Annotated in this window: 16 protein-coding genes and 1 pseudogene; 8 read left to right on the forward strand and 9 right to left on the reverse strand. The window is 68.0% G+C overall.

Annotated elements, in window-relative coordinates; translation table 11 throughout:
* Nucleotides 1-245: pseudogene (locus G6048_RS27065) on the forward strand (FAD-dependent monooxygenase); the annotation flags it as partial.
* Nucleotides 246-435: 190 nt separating this feature from the next.
* Nucleotides 436-696, forward strand: a complete 261-nt coding sequence (locus tag G6048_RS27070) for a hypothetical protein (protein ID WP_328827075.1) — start codon at nt 436-438, stop codon at nt 694-696.
* Here the strand turns inward: G6048_RS27070 and G6048_RS27075 are convergent.
* The gene (locus tag G6048_RS27075; protein ID WP_328827077.1) at nt 677-4231 is read right to left on the reverse strand and encodes an indolepyruvate ferredoxin oxidoreductase family protein; all 3555 of its coding nucleotides are present in this window, start codon (nt 4229-4231) and stop codon (nt 677-679) included. The two genes, G6048_RS27070 and G6048_RS27075, sit on opposite strands and share 20 nt — an antisense overlap.
* Before the next feature lie 169 nt (nt 4232-4400).
* Here G6048_RS27075 and G6048_RS27080 point away from each other — a divergent pair, with 169 nt between their 5' ends.
* The 5 genes from G6048_RS27080 (at nt 4401) to G6048_RS27100 (ending at nt 10295) form a co-directional block, all read left to right on the forward strand.
* Nucleotides 4401-4904 carry an Lrp/AsnC family transcriptional regulator gene (locus G6048_RS27080; RefSeq protein WP_165342200.1) on the forward strand — a complete coding sequence of 168 codons (504 nt, stop codon included), beginning with the start codon at nt 4401-4403 and terminating at the stop codon, nt 4902-4904.
* A gap of 362 nt (nt 4905-5266) precedes the next feature.
* On the forward strand, nt 5267-5893 hold the full coding sequence (locus G6048_RS27085) for a flavin reductase family protein (protein ID WP_165342201.1): 627 nt from the start codon (nt 5267-5269) through the stop codon (nt 5891-5893).
* Nucleotides 5894-5895: 2 nt separating this feature from the next.
* A complete protein-coding gene (locus G6048_RS27090) occupies nt 5896-7044 on the forward strand; it encodes an acyl-CoA dehydrogenase family protein (RefSeq protein ID WP_165342202.1) in 1149 nt (382 codons plus the stop codon).
* A gap of 36 nt (nt 7045-7080) precedes the next feature.
* Nucleotides 7081-9183: a 3-hydroxyacyl-CoA dehydrogenase NAD-binding domain-containing protein gene (locus G6048_RS27095; protein WP_165342203.1), complete on the forward strand. Its 2103-nt coding sequence runs from the start codon at nt 7081-7083 to the stop codon at nt 9181-9183.
* Nucleotides 9180-10295 carry a CaiB/BaiF CoA transferase family protein gene (locus G6048_RS27100; protein WP_165342204.1) on the forward strand — a complete coding sequence of 372 codons (1116 nt, stop codon included), beginning with the start codon at nt 9180-9182 and terminating at the stop codon, nt 10293-10295. The genes G6048_RS27095 and G6048_RS27100 overlap by 4 nt, the downstream gene beginning before the upstream one ends.
* A 3-nt stretch (nt 10296-10298) precedes the next feature.
* Here G6048_RS27100 and G6048_RS27105 read toward each other — a convergent pair whose 3' ends face one another.
* The 8 genes from G6048_RS27105 to G6048_RS27140 all read right to left on the reverse strand — a co-directional run bounded on the left by G6048_RS27105 (nt 10299) and on the right by G6048_RS27140 (nt 19128).
* Entirely contained in the window at nt 10299-11087 is a 789-nt protein-coding gene (locus tag G6048_RS27105) for an SDR family oxidoreductase (RefSeq protein WP_165342205.1), read from the reverse strand.
* A gap of 2 nt (nt 11088-11089) precedes the next feature.
* Nucleotides 11090-12295, reverse strand: a complete 1206-nt coding sequence (locus G6048_RS27110; protein WP_165342206.1) for a thiolase family protein — start codon at nt 12293-12295, stop codon at nt 11090-11092.
* Nucleotides 12296-12370: 75 nt separating this feature from the next.
* Nucleotides 12371-12697 carry a hypothetical protein gene (locus tag G6048_RS51965; protein WP_405961666.1) on the reverse strand — a complete coding sequence of 109 codons (327 nt, stop codon included), beginning with the start codon at nt 12695-12697 and terminating at the stop codon, nt 12371-12373.
* Nucleotides 12694-14373: a long-chain-fatty-acid--CoA ligase gene (locus G6048_RS27120; RefSeq protein ID WP_165342208.1), complete on the reverse strand. Its 1680-nt coding sequence runs from the start codon at nt 14371-14373 to the stop codon at nt 12694-12696. Before G6048_RS27120 ends, G6048_RS51965 begins: the two co-directional genes overlap by 4 nt.
* Nucleotides 14374-14376: 3 nt before the next feature.
* Entirely contained in the window at nt 14377-15267 is an 891-nt protein-coding gene (locus G6048_RS27125; protein WP_165342209.1) for an alpha/beta hydrolase, read from the reverse strand.
* Nucleotides 15268-15303: 36 nt separating this feature from the next.
* The gene (locus tag G6048_RS27130; protein WP_165342210.1) at nt 15304-16488 is read right to left on the reverse strand and encodes an acyl-CoA dehydrogenase family protein; all 1185 of its coding nucleotides are present in this window, start codon (nt 16486-16488) and stop codon (nt 15304-15306) included.
* Between the two features lie 121 nt (nt 16489-16609).
* Entirely contained in the window at nt 16610-17785 is a 1176-nt protein-coding gene (locus tag G6048_RS27135) for an alpha/beta hydrolase family protein (RefSeq protein WP_165342211.1), read from the reverse strand.
* Nucleotides 17782-19128, reverse strand: a complete 1347-nt coding sequence (locus tag G6048_RS27140) for a homogentisate 1,2-dioxygenase (RefSeq protein ID WP_165342212.1) — start codon at nt 19126-19128, stop codon at nt 17782-17784. The genes G6048_RS27135 and G6048_RS27140 overlap by 4 nt, the downstream gene beginning before the upstream one ends.
* A 285-nt stretch (nt 19129-19413) precedes the next feature.
* Here G6048_RS27140 and G6048_RS27145 point away from each other — a divergent pair, with 285 nt between their 5' ends.
* On the forward strand, nt 19414-20700 hold the full coding sequence (locus G6048_RS27145; RefSeq protein WP_165342213.1) for a PucR family transcriptional regulator: 1287 nt from the start codon (nt 19414-19416) through the stop codon (nt 20698-20700).
* Nucleotides 20701-20710: the final 10 nt, after the last annotated feature.

The following is a 20710-nucleotide window of genomic DNA, read 5'->3' on the forward strand; positions in this document are numbered from 1 at the left end:
CCGCCCACCTCATGCCCCCGCTCGGCACCGGCGTCAACCTCGCCATGCTTGACGCCGGCGAACTCGCCCTCGCCCTCGCGAACGGAGCCACTGTCGACGACGCCATCCGCGTCTATGAGAAGACCATGCTCCCCCGCTCCATCGAGACGGCCCAGGCCATCGAACATGGCACCGAACAGCTGCTGTCCGCCGATTCCTCCGCACGGCGGCTGAGCACCGTAGTGGCCAACTCGCTCGCCAAGTAAAACGCTCAGAGGACGGTGTGAGAGGGCGTTTGGTCGCTGGCGTGGGCGGTGTGGGTCCAGCCGGTGAGGCGGGCCACAGCGCCGGGCGGCCGAGCCGGTAACGGCGGCCCTGTCGACGGCGCGGATCGGGCAGCATGTCGAGGACGTCGGCAAGGTCCAGGAGCAGATCGAGTTCCAGCTCTACGGTGCGGTGGCCGCCACCCGGGCGGTGCTGCCCGCCATGCGCGAGGCCGGTGCGGGCACACTGCTTTTCACCACCGGCGGCGGTTCGGTCAACCCGTACCCGATGCTCGGCAACATCAACGCCGCCGGCGCGGCGCAACTGGGTGATCAGTCTCCACAACGAGCTCGCGGACAGCGGGTCCAGGCCGCCCATGTCGCGATCAGCACCTGGATCGGCGAAGGCAGCCCCGAAGGCGATAGAAACGCGGTCACCGCAGCCAGTCCGTGAGCTTGGCGGGCGGGCGTCGTCGGTTCGTCGGGGTGAGCGTGGTGTCGAACTGGTCGAGGAGTTCGCTTTGTCGCTCGTGGTAGCGGGCGACGTTGTCGAGTTTGAGCTGCTCGTAGCCCCGGATCATGTCGGGGAGTTGGGCGAGGGAGACGGCAATGGCGTGGTTGCGGGGCGCTAGGTCGCGGATGAGCCGCCGCAGAAGTTCGGCGTACTCGTCGCGGAGTTGGCGCTCGATGACGCGGACCTGGGCACGACCGAACGGATCCCAGCGGGTGCCGCGGATTCTGCGCATGCCCCGCAGTACCGCGAAGACCGGCCGGAACCAGCCTTTGAGCTGGAGCTTCCGGTCCATGCCAAGGGCGCGCAGCATGGGCGGGTGCAGGTGCCAGGCTGCTTTGGCGCCCTGGCCGAACTGATCGGCCAGGGTGGTCTCGACGGCCGGGTCCAGTGCCAGGCGCGCCACCTCGTACTCGTCCTTGTACGCCATCAGCTTGTAGAGGTACCGGCCGGCGGCCTCAGCCAGGGTTGTCGAGCCGGGGAGGATCTGGGACTCCTTGTCGCGGACGGCCTCGATCAGGCTGCTGTATCGCTGAGCGTAGCCAGAGTCCTGGTAGGAGGCCAGATCGTTGCTCCGCGTCCGCACGATCCGGTCGAGTTCGGTCTCTCCGGGCAATCCGGCCCAAGGATCGGCCTGAGCGTCCAGGGCGGGTCGCGACCAGGCGAGGGCGCTGCGGAGCGCGACGGGATCGGAGACGTATTGGCGGCCGCGGCGGAATGCCTGCAGGTTCTCCTCCACCGCTACTGCATTGAGTTGGATGGCCTCTTCGATCACAGTGCTGGGCAGGGGCAGTGCGCCCTTTTGGAAGCCCACCCCGAGCAGGAACATGTTGGTGAACTGATCGTCGCCGAAGAGCGTGAGGACCATCGCTCTTGCGTCGAAGAACTCCGGACCGGGCCGGGCCGCGGCGGCGATGGGGGCCACCAGTTCCTCAAGGTCGGGGAATTCGAGGGACGCGTCAGTGACCATCTGGCCGGTGGGGACCTCGGTGGTGTCGACCACCGCGATGGTGCGGTCCGCGGCAGCGGCCGACAGGTTCGCGGGGTCTGCGGCCACGAGCAGGTCGCAGCCGAGGTAGAGGTCGCACTCGCCGTGAGCGAGCTTGTTGGAGTCACCGGGTCCCGTGCGGTGGAAGCGCACATCGGAGACCACGGCACCGCCCTTCTGGGCGAGGCCGGTCTGATCCAGGGAACGAACCGTCCAGCCGGCAAGGAGACCGGCCATGGCCAGCACCTGCGAGACGGTCACCACTCCGGTGCCGCCGATCCCGGTCAGTCGGATGTTGAAGGCGGTGGTGGAAACCACCGGGCGTGGTGCCGGAGACTCCCCATCCGCCAGCGTGGGTCGCTCCGGTTGGTCCTTTGTCGGACGACCTGGAGTGACGGTCATGAAGGCGGGGCAGTCGCCCTTGAGGCAACTGTCATCGGCGTTGCACGAGGATTGGTGGATCTGGGTTTTGCGTCCCAACTCGGTGAGCACCGGCTGGACCGAGAGACAGTTGGATTTCCGGCCGCAGTCGCCGCAGCCCTCGCAGATCCGCTCGTTGATGAACACGCGTTTCTGGGGCGTTGGAGTCACGCCGCGCCTGCGCTTGCGTCGCTTCTCGGTCGCGCATTCCTGATCGTGTACCAGGACGGTCACGCCTGAGGTGGCTGCCAGCTCTCCCAGCGCATCGTCCATGCGGTCCCGGTGCCAGACGGGGACGTCGCGCGGCAGTGTGCGATGCCGGTGCCGCGTGGGATCCTCGGTGGTGACGATGATGCGGGCGACTCCCTCGGCACGCAGGACGTCGATGATCTGGGGCAGTGACATGCCGCTGGCGGGCTGTTGCCCACCGGTCATGGCGACCGCGGAGTTGTAGAGCAGCCGATAGGTGATGTTGACGCCGCTGGCGACCGCCGCACGGATGGCCAGCGAGCCGGAGTGGTCGAAGGTGCCGTCACCCAGGTTCTGCACGAAGTGATCACGGTCCGTGTGGGGGGACATGCCGATCCATTGCAGGCCCTCTCCGCCCATCTGGCACAGCCCGGTGACGGAGCCGACCTGCTTCTGGTCCATGAGCAGGACCAGGGCATGGCAGCCGATGCCGCCGCCGACGAGCGTGTCACCCGCGGACCTGGCAGAGGAGCTGTGCGGGCATCCGGAGCAGAAGTACGGCGCCCGCTTCATCGCGGGCGCAAAGGCCAGCGTCGTCCGGCCCGCCGCGACGGTGGGGTCGCGATCGGGGTCGGCGACCGCGATTCCGTGAGCCGCCAGGCGGCGATGGACTCGCGGGGCGAGGGTATCGACGTCGAGCTCGCCCCAGGAGGGCACCAGGTCGCGGCCGTCGGGATCGGTCTTCCCGGTGATCCTCGGGGCACCGGGGGTCCGGTACAGGATGTCGCGGAAGGCGCTCTCCATGAAGGGCCGTTTCTCCTCCAGCACCAGCACCTCGTCCAAACCGGAGGCGAACTCTTCGACGACCTGGGGCTCCAGCGGCCATGGCATGCCCACCTTCAGCAGGCGCACCGGGGTGGAATCCAGGTCGGCGGGATCCAGACCGACCTTGCGCAGCGTGGCGGTGAGCTCCTGCCAGATGCGGCCGGCTGCGACGATGCCGATGCGGTCGGCCTCCCCGCGGCCCCAGATAGTGTTGAGCTTGTTCAACGCGGCGTACTCGCGGGCGATGCGGAGCCGAGTGGTGAGCTGGTCGCGCTCCAGGGGGCCCAGCGTCGGCTGGAGGAGTCGACCGGTCGGCACGTGGTTCTTGGAACCCTTGGGCAGCAGCGGCAGGTCGCTGCGCTGTCCCGCGGTGAGATCGACGGTGGAGGATCCGTCGGCGACCGCGGTCACGATCTTGAGACCGACCCACAGGCCGCTGGCACGGGACAGCTCGACGGCGTGCAGGCCCAAGTCCAGGACATCCTGACTGTCTCCGGGGTAGAGGAACGGGATCGCGAGGTCGGCGAAGGTGAACTCGGATGAGCACGGCACGCTGGAGGACTTGGCGGCGGGATCATCGCCCACCACGACCAGCGCACCTCCCGCAGGATGAGCGCCCATCAGGTTGCCGTGCCGAATCGCGTCGGAGGCCCGGTCGAGGCCAGGCGCCTTTCCGTACCAAACGCCGAGCACGCCGTCCCGGTTGGCGCCGTCGAAGGTGTTGACCAACTGGCTGCCTTGGATCGCGGTGGCCGCAGCCTCCTCGTTGAGACCAGGCTGGAACGTGATGTCGTTGGCAGTCAGCAGGTCGCGCCGACGGCCGAGTTCGAGGTCGAGTCCGGCCAGCGGTGAGCCTTCGTAGCCGGAGATGAAGGTCGCGACACGACGACCGGCCGTCTGATCTCGACGGTGCTGGTCGACGGGTAGCCGGGCCAGTGCCTGGACCCCGGTCAACTGGACCCTCCCGGCGGTGAGCGCATACCGGTCGTCCAGCGAGATCCGGCGCGGTCCCGGCGCTGCCGGGGTCGCATCTTGCGATGTCGCGTCTACAGCCACAATGGATCACCTGTTCCCAGATTTCCCATGCCAATAGCTCCCTAGTTGGCCGCCCAGCCGCGCTTGTTGGCAAGCAAGTGCAAGCATTTGGGGCCAATGGCAAAAGATTCGCGGGAGATTCGGGTGGTGGCTGAGCCGTTGGCTCAGCCTGGGCGAAGAGGGGAAGAGCGTGGCGAACGAAGTTGACCTGCTGGACCTGAGGATCCTCCTGCTGGCTCTGGACGAGCCTCGTGCCGGCGTGCGCGAGTACGGTCGCCGGCTCCAGGTGGCGCGGGGCACCGTCCAAGCGCGGCTGGACAAGCTCAGCCGCCTCGGGATCATCGGCGCCTGGGCGCCGACCATTGATCCAGTCGCCCTCGGACACACCACCAAGGCATACGTCCGACTCGGCCTGGCCCAAGGGGTGCTCGATGAGGTGACCGAGCATCTGAAGGCCATCCCGGAGGTCCTGGAGGCGGATTCCACCGCCGGCGACAGCGACATGCTCTGTGTGGTTGTGGCCCGAGGTCCGGAGAACCTCGAAGAGGTAATCCAGCGAATCCTCGCTGTCCCCGGCGTCGAGCGCACGCGCAGTGAAACGGTATTGCGCCAGAGGATCCCCCGTCGTGTCCGACCGCTGCTCGAGGGCATCCGACGCGAGATCCTCGACGACCCGGCGCGGCGGAGACGCTGAGCCGGCCGACACCGATCTGGCCTGTGAGCCAGTCCATCCCGGACTGTATGTACGCACAGCCAGTAGCGGCGGCAACGGCTGCTTGCCTTAGATGGTGCCGACGGCGTCAGCCCAGGCAGCAGGCACGTCGGAGGTATCGGAACTGCTGTCTGCGGCTGTTGAGCCGCCAACCGCAGCGAAGTGGCCGCCAGCACAGCAGGTCCCGGATGCGTGGCGCGGCTCGACCGTGGCCGCGTTATTGCCGCACCCATTGTGAGGGAGATCCGAGGGATGAAGTTGAACCAGAAGCTCCCACTCGCGCATGACGTGCTCTTCACGAGGCGGGTGCGATGATACGTGCACCACACGTGACCCCCGACCACATGCGCGTCGTGCTCGGCCACTTCTGCTCCGGGGTCACCGTCATCACATCCATCGACGATGGCGGACCCGTCGGATTCACCTGTCAGTCCTTCAGCTCCCTGTCGCTGGATCCGCCGCTGGTGTCGTTCAGCCCGTCCCGCACGTCGACGACGTGGCCGAGGATCCGCTCCGTGGGAACCTTCGCGATCAATGTGCTCGCGGCCCATCAGGATGCGCTCAGCGACGGGTTCGCGCGTTCCGGTGCGGACAAGTTCGCCGGCGTCGCCTGGAAGGTCGGGCTGGTGGGTGCACCGCTCCTCCAGGGCGCTGTTGCCTGGGCCGAGTGCCGACTCTGGGCCGAATACGACGGCGGCGACCACACGATCGTCGCAGCCGAAGTCCTTGGCTTGGAGGCGAATCCTGCCGCTGCACCGCTGGCGTTCTTCCAGGGCCGCTATCACCTGATCAACCCCCCACCTGGAGGACCCGCCACCGCCGCCGAAGAGTTCGGCAGTGATGAGCGGAAGACCGGCTCTCCTGCTGAGTGGGACAGAAGATCTCGTCGATCCCGATCCCCGCAGCCGGGCGAAGAAGTCGCCTCTGCCGAGTCACAAGGGTCGACCCAGTCACTCAGTAAAGGAAGGTGAGCGTGGAACGTCTGGGGTTCGAGGCAGAGCATGAGGCGTTCCGGGAGAGCGTCCGCCGGTTCGTGACGGAGCACGTTGTGCCGCACCGGGAGGACTGGGAGCGGACAGGGCGGGTGGGCCGTGGACTGTTCCGGGCAGCGGGAGCGGTCGGCATCCTTGGGGTGGCGGCGCCGGAGGAGTACGGCGGGGGCGGCGTGGACGACTTCCGCTACAACGCCATCCTGTCCGAAGAACTTGCCACAGCGGACGTGCTGTCAGCGGGCCTGGGGCTGTCGCTCCAGGCCGATATCGCGCTCCCCTACCTGCTGCACAACTGCACACCGGAGCAGGCGGCGCGCTGGCTTCCCGCAGTCGTCTCGGGGGAGGCCATCCTCGCTCTGGCGATGAGCGAGCCCGGCGCCGGATCCGACGTGGCGGGCATCGCCACTACCGCGGCCAGGCAGGGCGACCACTACGTCGTCAACGGCTCGAAGACGTTCATCACCAACGCGCTCAACGCCGACCTGATCGTCACCGCGGTCAAGACCGACCCGTCGGCCGGCCGCAAGGGCATCTCCCTGCTGGTCATCGAGACCGGCGCCGCCGGCTTCTCCCGCGGGCCGAAGCTGGCGAAGGTGGGACAGCACGCAGCTGACACGGCGGAGCTGTTCTTCGATGACCTCCGCGTGCCGGTGGCGAACCTGCTGGGCGAGGAGGGCCGGGGCTTCTACGTGATGATGAAGCACCTGGCCCAGGAGAGGCTGGCGGTCACCGTGCAGGCCACGGCCCAGGCCCGGCGCGCGTTCGAGATCTGCGTGGAGTACGTCAAGGGCCGCCACGCGTTCGGCCAGCCGATCGGGTCCTTCCAGCACAACAGGTTCCTGCTCGCCGAGATGAAGACCGAAGTCGAGATTGCGCAGACGTACGTCGACCGGTTGCTGCTCTCGCACGTGCGCGGCGAACTCACCGCCGTCGAGGCCGCGCAGGGCAAGTGGTGGACCACGGAGCTCTGCCAGCGGGTCGTGGATCGCGGGGTGCAACTGCACGGTGGCTACGGCTACATGGCGGAGTACCCGATCGCCCGCGCCTGGATCGACAGCCGCATCCAGACCATCTACGCCGGCACGACCGAGGTGATGAAGGAGATCATCGGTCGTTCGCTAGGCCTGTGACCTTCACAGCACCGCATCGAACAGGAGGGCCGTGACGTGACAACCGAACAGGCGACCATCGTCCGAAACGACCGCGACCGGGTCGCGGTCCTGCTGATGGACTACCCCGGCAGGACGATGAACATCGTCGACGAGCGCCTGCTCGACGATCTGCGGACACACGTCGACCGGATCCTCGCCGACGCGTCCGTCGACGCGATCGTGCTCGGTTCGGCGAAGGCGGCCTTCGGAGCCGGTGCCGACGTGGCCTGGTTGCCGACGCTGGTCGCGCGGCCTGACGCCGAGGAGTTCCTGGCGAAGGTCCATCGGCTCATGCTGGAGCTGGCCGGTTCGCCCAAGCCCGTCGTGGCCGCCGTCGCTGGCAGCGCCCTCGGCGGAGCCCTGGAGCTGGCCCTCGCGACCAGCGCGATCGTCGCCGCCGAGAACGCCCGGCTGGGACTGCCGGAGGTGACCTTGGGCCTGCTGCCCGGCGGGGGCGGCACCCAGTTGCTGCGGCGGTTCGTACGCCTTGACGCCGCTGCCGATCTCCTCACCACCGGGCGGTCTGTCGACGCGCGCCAGGCCGCCGACCTCGGTCTGGTCCAGCAGGTGGCCACGGGCTCCGACCTGATCGCCACGGCGGTCAGCGTCGCCCTGGGACGGGTGGGGGCCCTGGCCGGAGTCGCCCTCCTCCCGGGCACCGCGAGCGTCCTGGACGCCCAGCGCGACGCGCTCGCGGACAGCAGGGCGGGCCTGACCTCCGCGGCCGCCAAGATCCTCGACGTGCTGGCAGCCGGCATCGCGGACGGGATCGAGGAAGGGCTGGCCCAGGAGCGGCGTGGCTTCCTCGAGCTGGCCCGCAGCCCGTACTCCCGAGCGGCGATACACATGTTCCTGGTCGAGGCCGACGCCAAGCGCCGCGCCCGCACCGCCGAAGAGCGCGTCGGCGGCGTCGCGGTCGTCGGGGGCGGTCAGATGGGCGCCGGCATCGCCGCCACCGCGGTGACCCGGGGGCTGTCCGCGGTGGTACGCGACGTCGGCAGCGAGGACTCCCTCGACCGGGCTCGGGCCTACCTCGACGCGGTGCTCGCCCGCAGCGGCCGGAACGACGACGAGGTCCGCGACCGATGGACTGCGACCGTGGATTGGGAGGGCTTCTCCGATGCCGGAGCGGTCGTCGAGGCGGTCTTCGAGGACCTGGATCTCAAGCAGCGCGTTCTAGCGGACGTCAGCGACCACGTCCCTGACTCGGCGCTCGTCGCCACCAACACGTCGGCCATCTCGATCGCGCGGCTGGCCTCCGCAGTCAGCCATCCCGACCGGTTCATCGGCATGCACTTCTTCAGCCCGGTCGAGCGGATGCCGCTGGTCGAGCTGATCCCTCACCGCGACACCGCTCCGGAGACGGCCCTGCGCGCCGCGGCCCTCGGAAGGCAGCTCGGCAAGGTACCGGTAGTGGTGGGGGACGCACCGGGCTTCTTCACCTCACGGGTGTACGCGCGTTGGCTGATGGAGGGGATCCGCCTGCTCCTCGACGGCCTTCCTGCCGAGGAGATCGACGCGGCGGCGCAGTCCGCCGGCTTCCCCGTGGGACCGCTCCGGGCCCACGACGAGGCGACGCTCGAGCTCGTCATACAGGCGTCCATCGGTCAGGTCGCCGAGAACGTCATGACCGACCGCCTCGACGTACCTGCTCTGCGCGAAGCGCTCGGGAAGCTCGTCGCCGGTGGGGTGCGTGGCCGCCGGTTCGGCAAGGGCTTCTACGTCTACGAGGACGGCAAGCGCAAAGGCCCGAACGACGAGGTGATCGCGATCCTCGGCGTCCCGCCCTCGGAGGCGGCACGGGACACCGCGGCAGAGCGGCTGTTGCTCGCCTTTGCCACCGAGTCCTTCCTGTGCTGGGATGACGGCACCCTGTGTCATCCCGACGACGGCGACCTCGCTGCCGTTCTCGGCATCGGCTTCCCCCGCTTGCTCGGGGGCCCGTTCCACTGGGCGGACGAGCAGGGAGCCGCGGCGATCGTCAAGCGATGCCGCGCGCTCGGGACGTCGGCCTTCCCGCCCGGCGTCGCTCTCGAACGCCTCGCGGCCGAAGGAGGCCGCTTCGCGCACGCCCGTCGCCGGATGGCGCCGTTCACCGACGCTGCGGAACAGGCATGAAGAGCGACCCGCGATCGGGACCGCTGACAGGCCTTCGTGTGATCGAGCTGGCCGGCATCGGACCGGCCCCGCACGCGGCGCTGGTCCTCGCCGACCTGGGAGCTGACGTCGTACGCGTGGAAGGGCCACGCGGCCGGCAGCTCCAGCTCGCTGACGCCGACCACGTCGACATGGGCCTGCGCGGACGACGTGTCGTGGCGGCTGACCTGAAGTCGGCGGAGGACCTGGAGATGGTGCTGGACCTGGTCGGCCGGGCCGACGTCCTCCTTGAGGGCATGCGCCCGGGAGTGGCCGAACGGCTCTGCATCGGACCGCAAGCCTGCCTGAAGCGCAACTCCCGGCTGGTCTACGCCCGCGTCACGGGCTGGGGCCAGCACGGCCCGCTGGCGACCGCGGTCGGGCACGACATCAACTACGTCGGCCTGTCGGGCGCACTGCACGCGATGGGAGACCCCGGAGCCCCGCCTGCTCCGCCTCTGAACCTCGTGGGCGACTACGGCGGCGGGTCGATGCTGGTGCTGGTGGGCATCCTCGCCGCCCTCTTCGAGCGCTCGCACTCCGGACGCGGGCAGGTGGTCGACGCGGCGATGGTCGACGGAGCAGTGTTGCTGAGCCAGATGCTGCTCGCGCTGCGCGCGATGGGCGGGTGGAGCGACCGGCGCGGCACCAACATCCTCGACGGCTCGGCTCCGTTCTACCGGACGTATGCCTGCGCCGACGGCCGTCACGTCGCGGTGGGAGCGCTCGAGCCGCAGTTCTTCGGGGCACTGGTCGAAGGGCTGGGACTGTCGCCCGAGACGGTGGGCGAACAGCACGACCGGCAGAACTGGAACAGTATGCGAGAGCTGTTCGCCGAGCGGTTCGCGTCGCAGACCCGTGATGAGTGGGTGGCGTCGTTCTCCGGGCTCGACGCCTGCGTGACCCCCGTCCTGGCGTACGGCGAGGCGGCAAAGCATCCCCATCTCGTCGCCCGGCAGACCTACGTCGAGGTCGGCGGCGTCGTACAGGCCGCTCCCGCACCCCGGTTCTCACGTACGCCGAGTGGACCGCCGTCGTCGCCGCCGGCCGGGAAGGTACCGGTAGCCGAGGTGCTCACGGACTGGTCCGCGTAGCGGCTACCGCAGGGTCGACCAGCCGCCGTCCACGGGCAGCACCGCGCCAGTGATCCACGACGCGGCCGGCGATGCCAGGAAGACGGCGGCGCCCGCCATGTCGTCCGCGGAGCCGGTACGGCCCAGCGGGACCTCCGCGACGAGCTCGTCCTCAGAGGCGTCGAAGGCGAACCGGGACAGCTTGGTGCGGACCAGACCCGGGGCCAGGGCGTTGACGGTGATGTGGTCTGAGGCCAGCCGCTTCGCGAGGTGGCGGGTGAGGTGGTGCAGGCCCGCCTTCGAGCTCGAATAGGCATAGGACTCCCACCGCGGCACGTGCATCCCGTCGACCGAGCCCACGTTGACGACCCGCGCCGGCCCCTCCGCGGTGGCGGCCGCCCGGAGGAGGGCGAGGCAGGCCACGGTCAACTGGAAGGGCGCCTTCAGGTTCAGCGCCAGGATCTTGTCCCAGGCCTCGTCCGGATACTCCTCGATGTCGGCGCCCCAGCTCGCTCCCGCATTGTTGACCAGCACGTCGAGCCGTGGCGTGAGGGCGCCCACGGAGGCCGCGAGCCGGCGGCAACCCTCCTGTGTGGACACGTCGGCGGGCAGCGCATGGGCCCGGTCGCCCAGCTCGTCCGCGAGCGCCTCGCAGGCGGCGGGGTCCCGGGCGGAGACGTACACGACAGCGCCCGCGGCGTGGAAGCCTCGCGAGATCATCTCACCGATGCCCTTGCTGCCTCCGGTGACGAGGACGTGGCGACCCGCCACGTCGAAGAGCGAGTGGGCCACGATCGGGTCGACTTCCGCCATGGTCAGCCGAGCCTCTCGATGATGGTGGCGTTGGCCATGCCGCCACCCTCGCATATCGTCTGCAGGCCGTAGCGCCCACCGGTCTGCTCCAGCACATTGAGCAGCGTGGCCGTCAGCTTCGCGCCGGAGGCGCCGAGCGGATGCCCGTTGGCGATCGCTCCGCCGTGGACGTTGACCTTTCTCAGGTCGGCTCCGGTCTCCCGCTGCCACGACAGCACCACCGGCGCGAACGCCTCGTTGACCTCGAACGCGTCGATGTCCACGACCGAGAGACCTGCGCGGCGGAGGACCTTCTCGGTTGCCGGGATGACTCCGGTCAGCATGAAGATCGGATCGTCGCCCACCACGGCGAACTCGCGGACGACGGCCCGCGGCATCAGGCCGAGGGACTCCGCCTTGGCCCGCTCCATGAGCAGGACGGCCGCCGCGCCGTCGGAGATCTGCGACGAGCCTCCGGCAGTGACCATCCACTGGATCTCAGGGTGCGCGGCGGCGAGTTCGTCGCTGTAGAAGGCGGGCTTCAGCGCACCGAGGGTCTCGGGGCTGGAGTCCGGCCGGATGCCCTCGTCGGTGGTCATGATCTCCCCGGTCTCACCCTCGCCACGGTCGACGGGGATCGGCAGGATCTCGCGAGCGAACCGGCCCTCGTCGGTCGCCGCCGCGGCACGCCGATGGGACTCGGCGGAGAACCAGTCGAGGTCGGCTCGGCTCAGGCCCCACTTGGCCGCGATCAACTCCGCCGAGATGCCCTGGCTGAGCAGCCCGCCGCGCTCGCGATAGCGCTCGGTAACCCTGGGTCCGGCCGCGTCCTGTCCCATCGTGGAGGAGAACATCGGCACACGCGACATCACCTCCACGCCTGCCGCGATGGCCACCTCGTAGGCGCCGGCCACGATCCCCTGGGCGGCGAAGTGGAGAGCCTGCTGCGACGACCCGCACTGGCGGTCGACTGACGTCGCCGGCACCGACTCCGGGAACCCGGCGGCGAGCACGCCATGGCGGCCCACGTTGAACGCCTGCTGGCCGGCCTGCGACACGCACCCGGTGATCACGTCATCCACGATCGCCGGATCGATGCCGGTCTTGTCGATCAGACCCGAGAGCACCTGGCCCAGGAGGTCGGCGGGGTGCCAGCCGGAAAGCGCGCCCCCTGGCTTCCCCTTGCCGATCGGTGTCCGCAGGGCCTCGACGATGACTGCTTCACGCATAACTGCTCCCTACTCCTTGTCTTCGACTGTGAAACGCTGCGAACCGGGACATCAGCAGACCCGCGATGGTCTCCCTCACGGCTTCCCGCGGACCCCTCTCAGGGGCGAAGCACCGGTGGGACCAGACCGAGGCGCCCAGCAGCGTGGACGACGCCACGAACGGGTCGACGTCGCGGAACTCCCCCTCGTGACACCCTCGGCACAGACGTCGCGCACCAGCAGGGTGTACTGGCGCTCCCGCCTGCGGACATCCCGCTCGCGTTGCGGCGACGGCATGCCGCGCGAGTTGTAGAACGCGGTGTTCGCCTCGATGTTCTCAACGAGGATGAGCCTGGTGTGCTCGACCAGCATGTCGCGGAGCCGGTCCGTGACAGAGCCTCCTCCGGCGGCTGGCAGGTTCAGCGTATGAGGTCTGGGGGCTGCCGGCCTGCGCGAGTTGTGAGGTCGTCGCGGATGGCGCGCTTGTCGATCTTTCCAACGCTGGTGCGGGGGATTGACTCGACGATGTGGATTTGATCAGGCATCTGCCATGGGGCGAAGAGCCCGTCGAGGGTGGTGAGGATCTCCTCCCGGCCGGCCGAGGTTCCCGGCGCCAGCACGATCAGGGCCACCGGACGCTCCTGCCAGCGGTCGTCGGCGACTCCGACCACGGCAGCCTCCAGCACATTCGGATGGGCGGTGAGCGCGTTCTCCATATCGATTGAGGAGATCCACTCACCTCCACTCTTGATCACGTCCTTCAGGCGATCGGTGAGCTTCAGATAGCCGGTGGGCAGGATCTTGCCGACGTCGCCGGTTCGCCAGTACCCGTCGGTGAAGGAGGTGTTGGTGCCCTCGGGCTTGAAGTAGCTCGTGGCCACGCCCGGACCCTTCACGAGGATCTCGCCGATGGCGTGTCCGTCGTGCGGCAAATCGCGGCCTTGGTCGTCGACGATGCGGATCTCCATTCCCGGCAGCGGAAGTCCCTGACACCGCTTGAGATCCCATTTCTCCGCCTCGGTCAGTGACTCCTCCAGAGCCGGCTTCATGCGGTTCAAGGCGATGAGAGCCGTGGTCTCCGTGGCACCATAGCCGTGGATGATCTCGGCACCGGTCTGCTCGTACATGCCCTGCATCAACGACAGCGGCGGCTCGGCCGCGCCGCACAGCATCCGCACGTTCCTGAGGTCAGCCGGGGTCTCGCGGGTGCGGATCTGATCGAGTATCGGCTGATAGATCGCGGGCGCCCCGTTGATGACCGTGGCGTCCTCGGTGAGGATCGCGTCCAGAAGCACGGACGTGTCGGCGGCTGTGTAGCGGCCGGGCAGGACTACCTTGGCTCCCGCATAGACCGCTGCCTGCGGTAGACCCCAACTCAGCGCGTGGAACATGGGGGCGACCAGCATGACGCAATCGCGGTTGCTCATCTCCAGCAACGCCGCCAGCGTCATCGCGTGCAGGTAGACCGAGCGATGGGAGTAGTAGACGCCTTTGGGCCGGCCCGTCGTGCCGGTGGTGTAGCAGGCGGTGTAGGCAGACCGCTCCGACACCATGGGCCACTGCCCGGTCTGCCCCACGTTGCGCATGAGATCTTCGAAGAAGACGACGTCAGGCAGGGTGGTCTCCACCTGGTTCGAGGGCCGATCGGTCATCACCACCCAGCGACGCACACCCGGGGTCATCTCGGCGATCGATTCGGCGACCGGCAGGAGGGACTCCTCGACCAGCACGACTGATGCGCCGCTGTGAGCGGTGACGTAGGCCAGGTCCTTCGGTGCGAGCCGAAGATTGATCTGCAACAGGACCGCACCGGTCGCCGGGATGGCCCAGTAGAGCTCGAAGTGCCGTTTGCTGTTCCAGTCCAGAACGCCGACCACATCGCCGGGCCTGATCCCGAGCCCGGCCAGCACCGAGGCAGCTCTCGAGGCGCGTACGCCGTAGTCACGGAAGGTGTACCGGCCCCAGGCCCCGTCGGCTGTCCGATACACGATCTGCTGTTCAGGGTGTGTGCGCACCATGTGGCGGAACAGCGTGGTGACGTTGAGCGGGAAGTCGTCGCCGCTGGTCGCGGGGTGACCCTCGAGAGGATGGGTGTTCATCGCTCACCGGATCCGCTCGCGCAGGAAGCCGGCGGCCTGCGCGAGCGCGGCCCGGCCCTCACTGAGCATGTCGGCGTAGAGGTGCCACACATGCGGCATCCGCGGCCAGACCTGGAGCCGTACGGCAACGTCGGCGGCAGCCAGGCGACCGGCGATGCGGTGAGCGTCGTCGAGCAGGACCTCGTGCGAGCTGACCTGGATCATCACCGGCGGCAGTCCGGCGAGGTCGCCCAGGAGGGGCGACGCCCTCGGATCGGTCCGGTCTTTCTCGGCGATGTACTCGCCCATCATCCGCGTCAGCTCATGGCGGCTCACGAGGGGATCCAGCTCCGCTTTGGTCAGCATCGAGTCGCCCTCCAGCATCATGTCGACCCAGGGGGCGATGCAGAGTGCTGCGCCGGGCACCGGAAGGCCTGCGTCGCGCAGAGCGATCATGAGCGCGATGGCCAGCCCGCCGCCGGCGGAGTCGCCGCCGACCGCGATCCGTTGCGGTGCAAAGCCTTGGTCGAGCAGGTGGCGGTATCCGGCGACAGCGTCTTCGACCGGGCTGGGGAACTTGTGCTCGGGGGCGAGCCGATAGTCGAGCGCCAGCGTCCGGACGCCGGCAAGAGATCCGAGGTTGGTCACCAGGCCGCGGTGGGAGGCAACCGATCCGAAGGTGTAGCCGCCACCATGGAGGTAGAGCAGAGTACTGGTGGGATCGGCGTGAGGCGTGGAGGACCATTCGGCCCGCAGAGCGCCGATCGTCACCTCCTCGAGGACCACGTCCTCCGGAAGCTTGGTCGTGGCACCGGCCTGGTCGAACATCGCGCGCAGCTCGGGGATCGACATCGAACCCGGGGCGGGGATCGATCGGAGCAGGTCGAAGACGACCTGTCGTTCCTGTACGGTCATGTGTTCCTCCAGCGTGGTGGTCGGGGTGAACAGCTGCTAGATCGGAGCCTGCGGCGGTAGGCCGAGCAGGACCTCTCCGTAGGTTTCCGATGCTCGTTCCACGTCCAGCGTGGCGTGGGTCCGCATCATGTTGATGTCTCGGAAGTGGCGCTGCAGGGGAGAGCTGTTGCGGTAGGCGTTGGCCCCGGCCGCGGCGACCAGCTGGTTGATGCCGGCGGCGCAGAAGTCGGTGATCATCGCTCCCTGAGCCTTCAGTCGCCCACGGGTCGCCGGGTCGCGGAGCACCTCCATCTCGGTCCCGCCCAGCGCCTTGAGGTAGCTGTCCAACATCGAGTCGGCGAGCGCCGCGCCGGCCTCGGCTTTCCCGAGAGTGATGCGGGTGCTCTGCTTGCTGTCAGCGCGAGCGCCGGTGTCGCTGAGAAAGCGGCTCTTGGTCACGCGTTTGAACTCCGTGGCGGCGGCCTGGTAGGTCCCCACCGCCACGGGAAGGATCTCGCCCACGATGAACGGCATCACCGGAAGGGCGTAGAGGGAATTGCCGTGCAGCGCCGCACCCGGCGTGGTGCCGTTCAGGACGTCGACGGCCTCGACCGTGTGGTGTTCGGGGATGAACACATCCTCCATCGCCACGTCGTTGCTCGAGGTGCCCCGCAGCCCCGCGACCTCCCAGTTCTCGATGAGCGTCACCTCGGCCCTGGGCGCCAGGAAGAAACGCAGGCTCGGCGCCTCACCGTCCACCTGGACCAGGCCACCGTTCATGAACCAGTCCGCACCCGCGCTTCCGGAGTTCCACGAACTGCGGCCACTGGCCAGGTAGCCGCCCCGCGTCGGCGTCAGGGTGAAGGAGGGGGCGAAGGTGCCGGGGGTCAACGCGTAGGACCGCTCTGCGAACACCTCCTCCTGTGACCGTTCCGGGAAGAGCGCATGCAGCCAGTTGTGCCCGATATAGAAGGCGAGCACCCATGCGGTCGAGGTGCAGCTTGCTGCGATGGTGCGCACCACCCGAGCCATGGTGTCGACGTCGAGCTCATAGCCTCCGTAGCGCCGGGGCACAAGGATCTTCATGAAGCCGGCCTCGCAGAAGGCCTCGAGGATGCTCGGCGACATGAAACCGCACCGCTCGGTGTCCGCTGCCTCGCTTGCCACGAGCTCGGTCAGTGATTCTGCCCGTTGGATGAGCTCAGTCTTGAGTTCGCTATCCGTGCCGGTCTTGAGTTCCATGCGGTCTTCTCGTCTCTCTCTGGGTTTCGGGGCTGGGTCGTCGACGTCGCGGCACGATGGCGGGACGGCTTCGCTTCGTGCCGAAGGGAGGAGGAGTGGAGGCTGGTCTGGGCGAGACTGCTCAGCACTCCAACAGGTCCCGTTCCTGGAGCCAACCGGCGATCAGGCGGACCATGTCTCGCAGGATGTCGTCCTGGCCGGCGTAGTAGTGATTGGCTCCCTTGACCACATGCATGGTCTTGTCTGCGCTGGCGCAGGCGTCGAAGAACCGCTGAGTGTGCGGCTGTGGCACGGCGTTGTCGGCGGTGTTCTCGATGGCAAGCACCGGGACCCGGATGTTCCGGGCCGCGATGTCCGCGCGGGCGCGGCTATCCTCCGCCGACCACTGCGACAGCCAGCCGCGCAGCGTCGAGCTGCGCGCGATCCCAGCAGGACTGGTGTTGGCCAGCTCGGGAACCCCCATGAAGGACATCCCGATCTCTCGATCGTTCGGATCGATGGTGGCGTCGAGAAACCGTGGGTCGGCCAGGGTGCGGTGGGTCAGGATCACGCGCTCGGTCTCGCTGCCGCCTGCGCGGCGCAGATGCTCCAGCAGTTCCTTGACGTAGGTGGTGCGACGGCGGATGCGTGCTGCCTGCTGGGAGCGGAAGTGCTCCACGTAGTCCGGCGAGTACGGCGGTTTGTTGGGGTTGCGCGGATCGTAGAGGTCGAGTTCGACCTCCCGGATGTCCGGGTTCGCCTCGTCCAGGACCGAAGGATCGATGAAGTCCCGGAGCATCTCGGCGCGTCCCAGATGCGCCGCGTGGAAGATGAATCCGTCACCGGGCATCAGGTCGCTCAGGTCCACCGGATCACCGGCAGGCGTGTCGACGATCGAGGGCTTTTCGGCCTGCGACTGATAGAGCGCGGTCAACGAGCCGCCCCCGGACCAGCCGGCCAGCACCACCGTCCGATAGCGCCACACCTCGCGGGCGTGGCGTACGAAGGCGCCGTAGTCGGCCAGCACCTTCTCCATCACCAGCGCGGTGTCGTTGCGGGTGTAGCGGCTCTCTGCGCACAAGACGTGCATGCCCGCCGCTGCCATGGCCCGGGGCACGGGCAGGCGCCTGACCGTGCCCGTGGGATGCATGAAGATCACCAGCGTCGCCGACGGTCTCCCCTGCGGGACGAATCGGACACCGTCGAGGACGACTCGATGGGGCTCGGAGTATCCGTAGATCTCCTTCACGTCGCTGACCTCGGTGTGACTGATGGTCACAAACTCGGTAGCGATGTCGGTGTGTTCTGGGCCGGTCACCGGATCTGGATTCCTTCCTGCGTCCCGAGCCGCTTGGTGAAGCCCTCCCACTGGGCGGCGTAGTTGGAGACCTGCGGCATGACGTCGGCGAACTGCGTCAGCTGCATCGGGAACCGGGATTCCAGCAGCAGGATCTTCTGGTCCTCCACCTTCTGCGGAGACAACTCCATCGCGCGTGCCATCTCCAGCGTCCGAGTGCCAGGACCGTGCGGCGTCCAGTTGTTGGTCAGCGTCGTGCTGCCGGGCTCCATGGCCTTCCCGAACTCCCCCGCGAGGAAGATGCTGAACTCCCCGACGCAGTTACGGTGGTAACCGGGGGGCCGGAAGCTCCTTTCCGCCACCAGCCATCGCGGCGTCAAGGCCATCACGTCCATGTTGGGGCCGAGAATCGGGTCGGAAGGCGATGTCAGGAACGTGAAGATCGAGGGATCGGGATGGTCGACCGACAGTGGCCCCATCGGTACGAAGCGGTCCAGGTCGTACTTGAAGGGGTAGAGGCTGCCCCGCCATCCGACCACGTCGAGCGGTGAGTGTTCCAACGAGGCTGCCCAGAGGTTCCCGGCGAACTTGTGGACGAGTTGCACGGGACGTTCTTGATCCTCGAACGCCGCCACCGGGATCTCAAAGTCGGCGACGTTGGCCAGTCCGTTCGTACCGATCAACCCGAGCTCGGGAAGCCGCAGCGGCAGTCCGAAGTTCTCACAGACCAGGCCGGTCGCGGAGTCGTCGAGGAGGTCGACCCGGAACTTCAAGCCCTTGGGGATGACCGCGACCTCGCCGAGCCGCAGATCGAGCTTTCCCATCTCGGTGAAGATCCGGATCCGACCTGTCTGCGGGATGATCAGCATCTCACCGTCGGTGTCGGCGAACACCCGGTCGTGCATCGATCTCGTCGCCGCGTAGACGTGCACGGCCATGCCCGACTGCGAGTGCGGTGAACCGTTGCCGCACAGCGTGGCCATACCACTGATGAAGTCATCGTCGGAGACCGTGCTCGTGAACGGCCCCCAGCAGTAGTTGTTGGGCGATGGCGGCGCGTCGAACGGTGGCGTGCGCAGGTTGCCGCCGTCGATCTGCTCGAACCGGCCGTGGACGACCGACGGACGGATGCGGAAGACATAGGAGCGACGGTTGTGCGCGCGGGGCGCGGTGAACGTGGTGCCGGAGATCAGCTCGCTGACCAGCCCGTGAGGCACCCTCTGTGGGCTGTTCTGGCCCACCGTCAGCGTCCCCGGAATCGCCTCGGTCTCGAGCTCGTTGCCGAGGCCACTCTGGTAGATCAGCTCTTCACTGGCAGAGCCGGTCGTGGCGTCGTCGACCCGCTCGCTGTTCTCTGTGCTCACATGAACACCTCGTCTCGTTCGTCGCTGGTGTCCCAGGTACGCCAGTCGCGGTCATTTCCCGACGCCCTGACACGCCGGCCATCCGATCCGCATGAAGGGGCTCGGCCTGGCCGTCGTGAAGGGCAAAGGGGGCCGTTGCCACCAGCAATTAACCACGGTGTTACGTTGGTCAGTACTGGCTGGAAGCACAGGCATCCAGGCGATGACTGGCTCCCGCACCAAAGGTGCAATGCTGGACTGCGGTGCCGCCGGATTCCCCAGGCGGAGGGAGGAAGAGAGACGCCCATGCAGTGGCTCGGGAAGCTGTCGGCCACACGCTCCGAAGGGCATGACCTGGAATGGCTCGGACCCGATGCCGAGCGAATCCGGAAGGCATGGGGCCCGGGCGCGGTGCTGTGGGCAGCCGAGGTCGGCGAGCGTGTCATCGAGAAGGCGGGGCAGGAACTGCCCCTCCTCGGCGGAAGCGGGTCGATCGTAGATGCCCTTCGCCGGGCGACGATGTCGACCACCTTGCGCGTACTGGCAATCGTCTCCGGCTGCGCGGAGCCAGAAGCTTCGGTGGTGAGCGCCGAGGCCGAGGAGGCCACGCGAGACATGGCACGCCGCGGTCTGAAGCTGCATGAGTTCACCCGCTCGATTCGCTTCGGCCACGCGGTGCTCACGACAGCGTTCTTCGACGCCATCTCCGCCGCGTCACCCCCGCACCACGACGACGGCGAGCTGCGGCGAGTGACCTTGCAACTGTTCCCACTGATCGATGAGTTCATCGCCGCCATGTCGGCGGTGTTTCTCGACGAGCAGAGCGCTTGGAGCGCCAGCAGGTCCGCAGCACAACTCGAGCTGGTCAGGAAGGTGGTCGAGGGAACTCCGGTCGATCACACCGCGGCCGAACGACTTCTCGACTACCCGTTGACCGGAACACATCTGGCAGTCATCGCCTGGCGCATGTCACCGGGCGAGGGCACCGCACACGGTCTTCGCGAAGCCATCGACCCGGTGCTGCGCTGCTGGGGCACACCAGAGGCGTCGCTGGTAGTACCGGTGGGATCCAACACGTTGTGGGCGTGGGGTGCCTTCGAGACGAAGGCGCATCTCACGCCAGGTGTGGTGCTGCCCGAGTTCGACGACGTCAAGGTCGTCGTCGGACAGGTCGGGTCGGGGGTCGAGGGGTTTCGGCGCAGTCACCGCGAGGCACGCGCGGTGGAGCGACTGCTCCGCCGCGGATCTGATCGGCAGCGCGCCTCCCTGGCCCATCAGGACGTCGACCTGGACGTCCTTCTGCTGGAGGACCGGGAAGCCGCGCACCAGTTCGCCGACCGTCACCTCGGCCCCCTCAGTGCCGACGACCCGCGCATGGCCGAACTGCGCAGCACGCTGCGTCGCTACCTCGACACCAACCACAGCCTGGCAAAGGTGGCTACCATGGAGCAGATCTCACGCAACACGGTGACCTACCGTGTACAGCAGGCGTTCACCCTGTGCGGCCACTCCGGGGACGCCCCGACCGACAAGCTACGCGCAGCCCTCACCGTCGCCGAATGGCTCCTCCACTCACCGCACACAGGCCAATAGCATCCGCCGA

This window comes from Streptomyces ureilyticus, assembly GCF_011045025.1.
Lineage (GTDB): Bacteria > Actinomycetota > Actinomycetes > Streptomycetales > Streptomycetaceae > Streptomyces > Streptomyces ureilyticus.